9 protein-coding genes and 2 pseudogenes are annotated in these 11,643 nt (G+C 59.7%); 5 read left to right on the forward strand and 6 right to left on the reverse strand.

Annotation, left to right across the window (positions count from 1 at the left end):
* Window positions 1-99: 99 nt before the first annotated feature.
* The 3 genes from IAE24_RS26120 to IAE24_RS26130 all read right to left on the reverse strand — a co-directional run bounded on the left by IAE24_RS26120 (window position 100) and on the right by IAE24_RS26130 (window position 1,475).
* Window positions 100-705 carry an ATP-dependent Clp protease proteolytic subunit gene (locus tag IAE24_RS26120; protein ID WP_013803771.1) on the reverse strand — a complete coding sequence of 202 codons (606 nt, stop codon included), beginning with the start codon at window positions 703-705 and terminating at the stop codon, window positions 100-102.
* Between the two features lie 102 nt (window positions 706-807).
* Window positions 808-1,164: an SRPBCC family protein gene (locus IAE24_RS26125; protein WP_199962360.1), complete on the reverse strand. Its 357-nt coding sequence runs from the start codon at window positions 1,162-1,164 to the stop codon at window positions 808-810.
* The gene (locus IAE24_RS26130) at window positions 1,161-1,475 is read right to left on the reverse strand and encodes an ArsR/SmtB family transcription factor (RefSeq protein WP_016450333.1); all 315 of its coding nucleotides are present in this window, start codon (window positions 1,473-1,475) and stop codon (window positions 1,161-1,163) included. Before IAE24_RS26130 ends, IAE24_RS26125 begins: the two co-directional genes overlap by 4 nt.
* Window positions 1,476-1,713: 238 nt before the next feature.
* On the opposite strand from IAE24_RS26130, the gene IAE24_RS26135 reads away from it, so the two are divergent.
* Both IAE24_RS26135 and IAE24_RS26140 read left to right on the forward strand, forming a co-directional pair.
* The gene (locus tag IAE24_RS26135) at window positions 1,714-2,298 is read left to right on the forward strand and encodes a hypothetical protein (RefSeq protein ID WP_199962359.1); all 585 of its coding nucleotides are present in this window, start codon (window positions 1,714-1,716) and stop codon (window positions 2,296-2,298) included.
* On the forward strand, window positions 2,299-2,598 hold the full coding sequence (locus IAE24_RS26140; RefSeq protein WP_065347537.1) for a hypothetical protein: 300 nt from the start codon (window positions 2,299-2,301) through the stop codon (window positions 2,596-2,598).
* A gap of 207 nt (window positions 2,599-2,805) precedes the next feature.
* Here the strand turns inward: IAE24_RS26140 and IAE24_RS26145 are convergent, their stop codons facing one another.
* Complete coding sequence (locus IAE24_RS26145; protein ID WP_199962358.1) at window positions 2,806-3,153, reverse strand: hypothetical protein; 348 nt, start codon at window positions 3,151-3,153, stop codon at window positions 2,806-2,808.
* Between the two features lie 553 nt (window positions 3,154-3,706).
* Between IAE24_RS26145 and IAE24_RS26150 the strand changes: the two genes are divergently transcribed.
* The 3 genes from IAE24_RS26150 to IAE24_RS26160 all read left to right on the forward strand — a co-directional run bounded on the left by IAE24_RS26150 (window position 3,707) and on the right by IAE24_RS26160 (window position 10,341).
* Window positions 3,707-4,411 carry an HNH endonuclease gene (locus tag IAE24_RS26150; RefSeq protein WP_199962357.1) on the forward strand — a complete coding sequence of 235 codons (705 nt, stop codon included), beginning with the start codon at window positions 3,707-3,709 and terminating at the stop codon, window positions 4,409-4,411.
* Between the two features lie 446 nt (window positions 4,412-4,857).
* Window positions 4,858-5,859 (forward strand): hypothetical protein, encoded by a 1,002-nt coding sequence (locus tag IAE24_RS26155; RefSeq protein ID WP_199962356.1) that lies wholly within the window; start codon window positions 4,858-4,860, stop codon window positions 5,857-5,859.
* Between the two features lie 207 nt (window positions 5,860-6,066).
* Window positions 6,067-10,341 carry a hypothetical protein gene (locus IAE24_RS26160; protein ID WP_199962355.1) on the forward strand — a complete coding sequence of 1,425 codons (4,275 nt, stop codon included), beginning with the start codon at window positions 6,067-6,069 and terminating at the stop codon, window positions 10,339-10,341.
* 388 nt (window positions 10,342-10,729) lie between these two features.
* Here IAE24_RS26160 and IAE24_RS26165 read toward each other — a convergent pair.
* Together IAE24_RS26165 and IAE24_RS26170 are read right to left on the reverse strand one after the other, a co-directional pair.
* Window positions 10,730-11,342, reverse strand: a pseudogene (locus IAE24_RS26165) (transposase); the annotation flags it as partial.
* 70 nt (window positions 11,343-11,412) lie between these two features.
* Window positions 11,413-11,545 (reverse strand): annotated as a pseudogene (locus tag IAE24_RS26170) (IS5/IS1182 family transposase); the annotation flags it as partial.
* Window positions 11,546-11,643: the final 98 nt, after the last annotated feature.

The raw sequence follows: 11,643 nt of genomic DNA on the forward strand, positions 1-11,643 counted from the left end.
AGCCTGTCCTTCGGCAGGCTTGCAACCCCGCAACCGCCACGCCGCAGGCGCGGACATACGGGATTGGGGAGAAAGGCAGCCGCTCGCTGGCGCTGTGGCTCAGGGGGTTACTGTGCGCCGGTCCAGAACCTTGTCTATCAGGCCCCATTCGCGGGCTTCTTCTGCGGTCATGAAGCGGTCGCGGTCCAGGTCGCGTTCCACCTCTTCGTAGCTGCGGCCGCAGTGCTGTGCGTACAGGCGCGTCACGCGGTCCTTGGTGCGCAGCATTTCCTCGGCATGGATGCGGATGTCGGAGGCCTGGCCCTGCACGCCGCCCAGCGGCTGGTGCACGTGCAGGCTGGCGTTGGGCAGGGCCATGCGGTGGCCGGGCTCTCCGGCCATGAGCAGGAAGGAGCCCATGGAGCGCGCCGTGCCCATGCACAGCGTGTGCACGGGGGACTTGATGAACTGCATGGTGTCGTACATGGCCAGGCCGCTGGTGATCACCCCGCCCGGCGAGTTGATGTAGAGGTGAATGGGCTTGTCCGGGTTCTCCGCCTCCAGGAACAGCAGTTGCGCGCAGACCAGGGCAGAGACCGCATCGTTCACCTCGCCGTTGAGAAAGATCACGCGGTCGCGCAGCAGGCGCGAGTAGATGTCGAAGGACCGCTCTCCGCGCGCCGACTGTTCGACAACCATGGGGACGAGCATCATCGATTCGCGCATGGGCGAACTCCTGTGTGTGGTGGTGAAAAAGAAAGGGCTGCGGCCCTGCGCCGCATGCCCCGTTGCCGGGGCCCTCAGGCCGCGTGTATCAGGTTGCGTACATCAGGTTGCGTACATCAGGAAGCCGCCGTCGTTGGCCGCTTCCCTGGCGGGCTGCACCCGCGCATCGGTCAGCACATGGACGATGCGCAGCAGCGTGCCGCCATCGGCGCCGGGGCTGATCTGCAGGTCCACCGTGCTTTCAAGAAAGGGCGGCTCCGCCTCTCGCAGCCGCAGGCGCAGTGCCTGCTGCGGCACCTGCTGCAAAGGCTCGGCATGCTCGGTGCCCGGCAGCCACTGCGCGCGCAGCTCGGGAATGCTCAGCGCGCGCCAGACCTTCTCGGGCGGTGCGTCCAGCGCGTACTCCTGCACCAGCTCGCGGGCCGCATCGTCGGTGTCCATATTGCTCATCTTGTTCATTGGTCCATATCCTTGAGCAGGCCCTTGAGTGCATCCACGCGCTGCGGCCAGTAGGCGCGGTACTTCGCCAGCCAGCCCGCAATCAGCGCCAGCCCTTCGGGATCGACCTCGTAATGCATGAAGCGCCCCTGGCGCTGCTCGCTCACCAGCCCCGCGTTGCGCAGCACGGCCAGATGCTGGGACATGGCCGACTGGCTGATATCCATCCCCTCGCGCAGCGCGCTGGCATGCATGCTGCCAGCGGCCAGCTTCTCGAAGATGGAGCGGCGCGTAGGGTCGGCCAAGGCCTTGAAGATGTCGTTCTCGGGCATGGCGACACTTTAGCAACCACTTATTTCAAATGCAAGCGGCCCAGGGCAAACGTCACCGACAAGGCCTGCTCAAGGAAGTCTGGCTCGGCAGGTGAATTGGTGGGTTGAAGTGGCTGACGTATAACCGCTGCACGGGGCCGAAAAAGAGTCAGGAAACCCGTCATTTCCAGCCCCGCAGCGCATCGGCAATACCGAGGGCAAAGGCTCGCAGCAGCCAGTTCACTTCATTGGAAACTCAATGGCCCATGCATCCATTGGCGGCGGCAATCCTGCAACCCGCACTGCCCTGAAGCCAACCCGAAACAAGACCGCCCTGCTGAAAAGCCTGCTGTGGATGGTGGCAGCAGCCGGCCTGGCCCCCGATGCCCAAGCCGTCATGAAATGCCTTAGCGATGGAAAAACCTGGTACCAGGATGCCCCTTGCCCGCAAGGCACCACCGCCAAGCCCATGCAACTGGACCCGCCCCCTGCATCCCCCGGGCCTTTGCGGGACACAATGCCGACCGAGCCCGCCACCAAGCCCGCGTCAGCCCCCGCACCACAGGCTGTATCGCCCTCCTCCATGCTGGAGGAAGAAGCGCGCATGTGTCTTGACTGGTACCAGAAAAATGCCGGCCTGCCCCCGGGCGCAACGTACCTGAGTGCCACCAAGGATCGCCGGGTGGTGACCCTCGTGATTGCCGCCCCCGTTTCCATGACAAACCACACGGGAGCCAGAGTGCAGGGCACGACGCAGACGCCAGCTTCCTGCGAGATCAACGGCGGCAAGATTGATGACGGATGGACACGCACTCATGCCAGGCGTGGCAACTGGATTCAGTGAATGCAACCCCGCAGCAAAACTTTGAAATTCAACCCAATGGACACGCGCATCCTGCTTTTGCATCTGGAGCACCCGCTGCAAGCCTATTCAGGCAGTGCATCGCCCGTTGAAATCGTCCTGGCCGGCCTGGGCTACGAAGCCTCCGACTACTGGCCGGGCCTGGCCATCGAATGGCTGGAGCAAGGTGCACCGGTGAACGCTGATGTGCTTCAAGCGCTGGCCCTGGTATCTGAGAACAAGCACATTTCCCAACGGATTCGGCATCGCAGCTTGGCCGTTCTGCGCCGACATAAGGCGTAGCCGCATAGGGAACGGTTGCCAACGCCAGGCCTCCACCGTCGCCAAAAAAATGAGCCAATCAGTACGAGTCTGCAGCGACGAGCATGGCTCTGTTCAAAACTCCGGCGCCACAGTGCACGAATTCATGGCTCCGGCAAACTGCAGCCTCCCAACGCACGCAGATTCCCTGCATGTGAAGCGCAGGCAATATGTTCGCGCCCTCACCCATCACGACACCCCAGCAGACAAGCCCTCATCCGCAAGCCGCTTGGCCGCCTTGAGCAGATAGCTCACGGCATAGAGGATGGGGTCGTCAGCCTCGTCGCCATTCAGATGGTCCACCACCTCTATGGCATAGCCCAGGTTCACCGCCGTGTCGTGCAGCAGGCCCAGCAATTCCCTGTCCTGCGGCTCCAGCGACTGCGCCTGATCAGCCTTAACGTAGTAGATGCGCAGCAGGTCCCGGCAGACGCAATTGATGGCCGTGATGTTGTGGCGTGCGTGCAGGTCCAGCACATCCAGCGCGGCGCCCATGTGCAGGACGGCGTCGATGGCGAGGTCGTCGAGCCGAGGCATGGCAGAAGCAGCCGATGAAGGATCGGGATGATGAGGCATCCTGCGATGCTCGTTGAATCGGCGAAGAGCGTCTCTACGGAATTCGTAGAACGGAAGGCAAGCGGTGATGGTTGTCTCCAGCCTGGATGCAAAGACTGCGGCCATTCGGAGGAGCAAATATGGAACGGACTACACGGCCGACCGTGGAGGCGTCTAATCGGATTCCGCAAGTTCTCGGCGCGCTTTCTTCTTACCTTTACTGCGAGGACGATGACCTTGCAGAGGTGATCCTGGCGTGCGGCAGCTCACTCGTGATGGGCGAGTCAGGGCGAAGAAATCGGTGCTTGGTTTGGTGGCTGGGACAGAGAAGGGAATGGGTTGAGAAGGCATCGCTCAACAGTTCTTGAGCAGGTTGTTTACTGCTCCTATCTCGACACCTTTGAATAGGCTCACAAGCTGCGCGAACGGGGTTATCGGTCAGAACCTGAGCCTAGCGCGTCGCGCCGGTCAACGGTCGTAGCTAGTCGACCCAGCGCTGCGCGAGAATAGCCAGACCCCGCACAATTTTTAGAGCATGAACTTCTACGATTGGATGATTTACAGAGGGCTTTCGGAGTCCTCGGCGAAGAGCTACGACAGAGCGCTCCGTGGTGCCCTGTCCAAATGGGCGATGGATAGCGGCCTGACCTCCGGTCCTCTGATCGCCTTGACCAGTTCTTCGGCCCTAGCTGCTCTTTCTCCAAGCATCCAGAAACTGCCCGTTTTCAAAGAGCGAAACGCACGCGGGCACCACATGTACAGTGCGACCTTGTCGCAGTTCGCCGCATACCTTGCGAGCAACGGTAGCGACGACATGCAAGCCGATCTCGAACAGATCATCAGCGATCCGAACACAACAGCGACTGAGAAGACGGCGCTGATCAAATCTAGGATCGGGCAGGGAGCGTTCCGAGACAAGGTGCTGCTGCACTGGACCAGCTGTGCTGTCACGGGGTTCAACGACACCAGCCTTCTTGTTGCGTCTCACATCAAGCCATGGAAGAAGTCAACGAATAGTGAGCGACTGGACCAGTGGAACGGACTGCTGCTCTCGCCAAATCTGGACAAGGCTTTCGACAAGGGCTTCATCACATTCGAGATGGACGGCTCGATTCGCCTCTCTCCTCTTTTCATTGAGGCCACAAAACTTGGGATCACGTCCGATATGAAGATTGCGCTGAAACCCGACCACGAAAAATACATGGCGCACCATCGAACAGAGGAATTCAAGGGCGGGTAGTGAAAGTAGTCGCCCTTAAGCCGATGGGTCGCCTGAACGGCCGCTGTGTGACGCCGGGGCGACCTGATGATTGCGACTGAAAGCAGCCGATCAGTAAGACTCCTTAGCTGCGCACTTCAGTTGAGCTAACAATCGGTGCCGATTAAGTTTGAGTAGTCCGTTACCTGACGGAGATCGGCCAAGCGGAGCCGGTTGTGATACCTGCTTAGCTGGGCTGCTTCAGGTTGAACTGCGCCTTTCATGCGCAGTGTCTGAGTGGCCGCAACGGCCATAACCCGCCGTACGATATGAGGAGATTTTTGACAGCAGCGTAGCCCAGGCAAAAAACTCGATGGCCCGTGTGGCGGCCCTGAACGCTTATGAACTATCTCATATGGATCGAGCTGCGGCCAATCCTGAGCTGCCGCTATATCGCACAACCCGCAATGCTTCGACGGAGACTTTCAATGACGCTGGCGATTCGCGCCTCGTTCCCCAAGAACGTGTTCGAACTCTTAGGCAAAAACGAGAACAGCGCCACTTACGCGCTCGGTTGGGCACTCGAGAGGAGCCCGGCCTTGATCTCCATCCTGGCCGAGAAGTTCGCGGCCAAGACCATTGACGCTGCAGATATGCGCATCGAGCTACAGGCCCACAGTAAGGATCGCGGCTTCACCGACATGGAGTTGCGCTGTGGCGATGAGTTGCACGCGATCTTGGAGGCTAAGCAGGGCTTTTCGCTGCCGGGCATAGACCAGCTAAGGCGCTACCGCCCCCGCCTGGACGCTGAACCGGCATTGCGACGCGTGCTCGTCTCCGTGTCGGCCATCTCTGAGCGCATCGCCAATCGACGTCTGCCATCCGACATCGCTGGCGTTCCGGTCATGCATGTGTCGTGGGGCACGATCCGGGGCATGGCTAAGGCCGCGCGGGAGCAAGCGGACGGCTTTGAAGAAAAGCTCTGGCTGCGCGAATTGATCATCCATTTGGAGGGCTATGCTGCCATGGAAAGAACGCGAGACAACATGGTCTACGTCGTGTCGCTGAGCTCGAACCTCATGCGCGAAGACGGCAAGCGCACCTGGATCGACGTGGTCGAGAAAGACCGCAGCTATTTCCATCCCGTGGGCAATACCTGGCCCACGCAGCCACCGAACTACATCGCGTTCCGATACTGGGGCCAAGTGCAGTCGATCCACCGGATCGAAAGCCACGACATCGTCTTCGACGTGTCTACGGTAGATCCCACCTGGGCCACGACCAACATGGACCACTTCGTCTACAGGCTTGGCCCTGCCATGCGGCCGCCAACCAAGCTTGGTGCCGGCGGCACAGCGGACTCCATCAGACGTAGCGCGCGGGTGTGGTGTTCGATTGACACCCTCCTCACGGGCGAGTTCAAACAGCTCGGGGAGGCTCGCGATGAGACTAAGCGCCGTTTGATTGAAGCAGAAGCGAGCAACGAATGAACGCCTCTAGTGGATGCGGGCCGACGTCGATCAACCGGCACGAACGACAGCAATGGATCACCAGCCAACTGCTGGACGGCGGCACATTTGACCGCGGCTCAGCCAAATAGAGCCTTCGATGGGCATGGGCCGCCGGTTCAATTCTGGGAGTTCGCTTATGACTAAACTGCTCCCGCATAAAAACACATACAAACTGCAGAGGGAAAATTGGCCTACTACGATCTGAATCGACGCTTTGTTGAGCGTAAAAGCTACGACCAGGACGAACTCATCGCTCCGCAACTAGATGGCAAATTGGTGGGATGGACCAAGGTGCTTGAAAACCGCAGCAGCGTCATCGTTGCGGCGGCCAACTTCGGCAAGACCACCGAGATGCGCCATCAGGCAGCGCAATTGCGAGCGAACGGCGAGACAGCGGTATTCATCGCACTGCGCCAGCTCGCAGATCGTGGAAGTCTAGAAAAGGCACTGGAAGGCGATGACCGCGATACGTACCGCGCTTGGAAAGCTGCGCCTGTAGGTCGCATCACGGTGTTCGTGGACTCTTTAGATGAGGCCGCCGCCGCTGGTAAGGACGAGAGCATTAGCCATCTTGTTGGAGACGTTGCCGACGAGATGAAATGGCCGAACGAGCATGTCAGGTGGGTTATTTCGACTCGGCCAGCGGTACTCACCTCAAGAGTGTTCGAAAAGCTCTCCAGCCTGCTCTCCAAGCCAGCTCCAAAGCTCATCGGTGGCTCCGGTGGAGTGAGTGGACTTGGCAATAGCGACGGTGTGGTCAGCGTGGCAGTAGACGCCGAGAAAAGGACACCGCTGCGACTGTTTTCCATGGCCCATCTGGAATACGATCAGGCTGCCGTCTACCTTGCGGGGCGATACCCGGCGCTCAATGCAAAGCAGCTAATCGAGATTGCCAGTGAGCGGGGCCTGCCAGGCTTCATCCGCAGCCCGGGCGGACTGGACATCCTTGCTCGTATCGACATGGTGGCCAATCCGCCGGCATCCTTGACCGATGTGTTCGAGCGCGTTGTGAACGCTATCGGCACACTGCATGGCGCTGACCATCGACTCGTAGACGCAGGCAACCCCGAGCCAACGTTCCTCACCGCTGCCGCCCAGCGCCTAGCCTCTGCTTCGGTGGTATGTCAGCTGTTGAATATCGAGATGCCTGAGGCGACCCTGGCCATTCCTGAATCGGCCTTGTCAGCTCGACTGATTGCGTCTCCGCTGCTTCACGAAGCGGGCATCAAGGCGCTGCTGAACTCCCAACTCTTCATTGACGCTGGCTACCATCAGGTCAAGGTCTATCCCGACGAACTCTTGCCCTTCCTTGCGGCCAAGCGTCTCGCCGGCCTGGTGGCTTCGCCTGATCAGGCCGAGCGACTCCTCGAGAATTTCACTTGGACTGCGACCAGCGGCGAACGAGGAGTTCAGCGCGCCTTCTTACCGATGCTGGGATGGCTTGCCACGCTGAATGCGCATTGCCGAGAGGTCATCGTGGAGAAAGACCCCCAGGCGTTGGCGTTCTTCGGCGACCTCCGCAACCCGGCCGTTCCGCTCAAGGCGGCACAGGACGCTTTGACGGAAAGCATCAAGCGCTTGGTGGAACAGGGCGATCACATCGGCCGCAACATGTTCAGGCTGACGTCTGAAAACTTCTGGCAGGCAGGGCCAGACCGATTGGCTGGGACGATTTCGAGCCTGTACGACCAGTATCAGGACAACTATTGGGCGCGGCAAGCCCTTCTCGATATTGCCACCGCATGCAAGATTGAGCCGCTGCGGGCAAAGCTTCTTAAGCGTCACGGGTCAAAATTTGCCCGCGTCCTTTCAGACAGCAGCGACGTTGGCTACTTCCTTGCATTGGGTTGGCATGCCGATCTTGCGGCGCTCGCCGACGCAGCGATGGCGAGCACTGATGTGCGAGAAGGCGTCGTCAGCCGCCTAATACGAGAATTGGGATGGAGATATTTTTCACCCCGTGACGTCGCCGTGATGGTTGACAACCAGTTCTTGGCAGGACCCCGTGGATTCCAGATTTCCTATTCCATCGAGAAGGGAAGCTTACTGACCGACGCTACAGATGGTCAGCTATATGAACTGGCACGAGGGCTTGCTGTGCGCATGGCGAAGAGGGAGGTGAAGCACAAGCAAAATCGCGAGGATCAGCAGTACTTGGACCTGATTGCCAAGGTTCTTGAAGCCTTAGTGGTACGGACGGATGGCTCACAAGCGGCTAAGGTCGCTCGCTTGTGCCTCATCGTGAATCGGGTGATCTACGACAGCTACGAGCAGAGCAGCGCAATCGAGGAGCTGAGGTCGGCGGTAGAGGCGAATGCAACCGTGCGCCTCGCATTGCTGCGAGCCACCGTTCAGAGACGGCTCAATGACGACGACCTGCTTCACGCGGTTGTTGGCTTTCGCCGGCCTTCCTCCTACACACCCGAGGACGTGGTTCAAGTGAACGACGTGCAGCTCACTCGCGTATACGCAGATTGGCAGGCTCAATGCGCGCAAGCCATTGCACAACAGCCACTGCCTAAGCCGGCCAAGCCGAAGAGCGAGGAACGCACCGTCGGAGCCAAGGCCAAGCGGCAACTCACCGAGCGTTTGAGCGCACTGGCGAAAGGAACGGATACCCTGGCGCTCGAGTGGATCGCGAGGTGGCTATTACAAACAAATCGCACCTCACGATATGGCGAGGTCGACTTCAAGGCGTTCGAGCAGGCCGCCGGAACGAAGATTGCTGCTGCGACCCGACAGGGCATGAGTCGACTTTGGCGCGACAAGACCCCGACCTTCAAGGAGAGCGAACCGAACTCGACTTTCCACATCTCCGCCGCTGGCCTGCAGGGTCTCCACCTTGAGCTTGCGGATGGGACTACGCTTCCCGCACTCACGGATCCGGAGGTGCGCCGGGCCCTTCGTTACGGACTCCTCGAAATCAATGGCTATCCGAAGTGGTTTTGGCCCCTCGTCGAGAAATATCCGACCGTCTCGGTTTCTGAGTTGGTTTCAATCGCGGGCGAAGCAGCGAAAGGTGCGACGTCCAGGGAGCATGCCGAAGACTTACTGGCATCCGTTTCCAACGCGCCTGTACCGGTCCAAGAAGCGCTCGCAGGCCTTGCATGGACGTATCTTGTAAACGTGAATCCATCCCACGACTACGTATTGAATCGGTTGCTGAAGGCCGCCCTCTCGGTGCCAGGCAAGGTTCCGCAAAATGATTTCGAGCGTCTGGCGCTTCAGAAGATGAAGGCAGCCTACTGCTCGCCGCTGGCTGACCCAGTCGACGAGGCCCTGCGCGCGCAGCGGGAACATGCGTTTACCTGGGCTACCCGCTGGTTCATTCATAGTCCGTTGCGGTGGCGCAATGCAATCAACGCTTGGGGGCCATCGGACCCGCTGGCCGTCAAGACTTTCATCTTTGACCTCGCGGCTGCATTCGGTCGTGACCACGAGAACATCGCTGGGCGAATTGCCACGGAGAGCGACCACGGCATCTTGGCGCTGGAGGACCTGTACCTATGGACGAGGTGGGCAGTCGACCCGAAGGATGATGTGGAAAGGCCGGAGGGCATTTCCTATACTCCTGGCGATCGGGACAACGCAGAGCGATTCCGCGGGGGAATCATCAGCGGAATTGCTGCCGCGACGTCTCAGGCTGCCTACAGCGCGTTGGAGCGAATCAAGCAAGCCATGCCTGCTAGCAACTTCACGGTCGAATACATCAAGAAGATGCAATTTGAACTTCGTGAGCGGCAGTTCACCCGTGAGCCTTTGCCGCAAGTGAAGTACGCCAAGTTCGAGGAGGACTTCCGTGGGGAAGTTACCGGCACGACCTCGCTCGCTATGGCAGTGCATGCAGACCTCCGCGCCGTCAAGTACGACGTCGAACGCGGCGAGCACAGCCTGCGCAGCTTCTTTAGCCAGGTCGACTTCATGCGGGTCAGCAAGAAGGGCACTGAAGGCGAGAAAGCGGGCTTAGCATTGGAAGCGCTCTTCCAAAGGCTCTTAGCCAGCGAGCTAAACCATCATGCTCGCACGCGGTATTCCGTGACCGTCGAATCCCAGACGGCCGAGGCTAAACGCAGGGACATCCTGTGCAGTAAAGACGATTGGCGCGCATCCATCGAACTGAAGATGTCTGCTCGATGGAACCTCACGGACTACGTCGCCGCCCTTGAGGATCAACTGGTAGGCCAATACATGCGTCACAATAAGGCGACGACGGGTTTTCTGGTCGTGGTCTTGCAAACCAAGAGTCGCCAGTGGATAGACCCAAAAACAAAGAAGAAGCTCAATTTTCAGGAGGTCTTGGCGATCCTTTCGGCAAAGGCACAGGAGCTTGAGACAAAGGACCGGACGCGCTACCTCCGCGTCATCGGCATTGATGCGACGACGCCGGACGATTTCCGGGCGGTCACCAAGAAAAGCCCCGCAAAAAAGACCATTAGGACTAAGACCACCCAGAAGGCATAGTGATCGCAACATTTCTGAGCGGCCCATTCAGGCACGCGGTGACGGCCGGTACATTTTGCGCTCTATGTCTGCAAAGACGGTACGAGCAAGCGCATGGCTTCCGAACTTAGTCTCAGACAGCGCTAGTCCGGACAGCGAATATGAACGGCCGCAACCGCTTACAGAGATTGCTCGGCCTGGCTCGAACAACGGCCAAGAGTCGATCCCTGCCATCACCCGCCCACCTCCACCCGGCACGGACGAAGCTGATGTTGCCTCATATTCCTGGCCTCGGCCTATTCGCAATAAGGCACCTGGTCAGCCCCTCGGGCATGTTTCTGCCTTAAATCCCGAGGCGACCACATTTTCAGCGAAGAATGCGGATGCACCTCGTTGAAGTGCTCGAAGGCCGCTGGCAGTTGCGCCAGTACCGTCTGCGCGTCAAGCAGGTCACTAAGGCACAGGCATGTCTGTAGCCATAGCTGGGCGAGTCGGCAATTTCCTGGCGCAGTTAGGCGAGCAGCCCGGCATCGTCGCAGGGCGTGCGATGGCTGCGGCCATCGGTCCAGCCTTGATTGCGTCCAAGCAGGTCGCGCGCATGCGAGCGCGCCAGCCCCATCGTCTGGCAGACCGTTATCACTGGTCGCCCCCGGGCAACAAGGGCGAGCGCGCAATCCACTTTTTTTCTGCGGCGTACTCCACGGCCTCCTTGAGGATTTCGTTCTCCAAGGTTTTCTTGCCGAGCACGCGCTGCAGCTTGGCGATTTCCGTGCGGGCAGCCGCCAGCTCAGATGCCGGCACGACTGCCTCGCGAGCGGAGGCGGCGGTCAAACACCCTGGCGTTCGAGCTTGCGCCACTGAAACAGCAGTACAGCCGAAACGCCTTCCTGCCGAGCGACCAATGACACGCTCATGCCTGGTTCGTAGGTTCGGCGCACCAGCGCCGCCTTCTCTGCGAGAGACCAGCGCCTGCGGCGCTGGTCCCTCACGACTACTTCTACTGACTCCGTATGCCTAGTCATATGCACAGTCCTGCTCCTATCTTCAAAGATAAGCGATAGGACGGGGCTGGGGAATCAGGGGACTATCTCACGGGTTCGGCCCTGTTTGCTGGACCCCAGGGGCTTAGTATCGAGGAGCCATCAATGCTGGCCCGGCTCCTATCGATCTGGTCATGCTCACGCAAGCGAGTCAGCATGGCCCGATGCAACTGCTCCCAGACACCAGCATCAGGGGTTGCAGCTGTCGCCACAGTTCGTTGCTTACGGGTCGTCGTGACATGAGGGCATGGAGGCATAACTACTCTGCAGGGGGAGCCTCTGA

Origin of the sequence: Delftia sp. S65 (genome assembly GCF_016516495.1) — a bacterium.
GTDB classification, from domain to species: Bacteria; Pseudomonadota; Gammaproteobacteria; order Burkholderiales; family Burkholderiaceae_C; genus Comamonas; species Comamonas acidovorans.

Excerpts from the sequence above, each read along its gene's own strand:
- IAE24_RS26140 (WP_065347537.1), top strand. The coding sequence starts at position 2,299 with ATGCAACCCCGCAGCAAAACTTTGAAATTCAACCCAATGGACACGCGC.
- IAE24_RS26125 (WP_199962360.1), bottom strand. The coding sequence starts at position 1,164 with ATGAACAAGATGAGCAATATGGACACCGACGATGCGGCCCGCGAGCTG.
- IAE24_RS26120 (WP_013803771.1), bottom strand. The coding sequence starts at position 705 with ATGCGCGAATCGATGATGCTCGTCCCCATGGTTGTCGAACAGTCGGCG.
- IAE24_RS26135 (WP_199962359.1), top strand. The coding sequence starts at position 1,714 with ATGGCCCATGCATCCATTGGCGGCGGCAATCCTGCAACCCGCACTGCC.
- IAE24_RS26155 (WP_199962356.1), top strand. The coding sequence starts at position 4,858 with ATGACGCTGGCGATTCGCGCCTCGTTCCCCAAGAACGTGTTCGAACTC.
- IAE24_RS26130 (WP_016450333.1), bottom strand. The coding sequence starts at position 1,475 with ATGCCCGAGAACGACATCTTCAAGGCCTTGGCCGACCCTACGCGCCGC.
- IAE24_RS26150 (WP_199962357.1), top strand. The coding sequence starts at position 3,707 with ATGAACTTCTACGATTGGATGATTTACAGAGGGCTTTCGGAGTCCTCG.
- IAE24_RS26145 (WP_199962358.1), bottom strand. The coding sequence starts at position 3,153 with ATGCCTCGGCTCGACGACCTCGCCATCGACGCCGTCCTGCACATGGGC.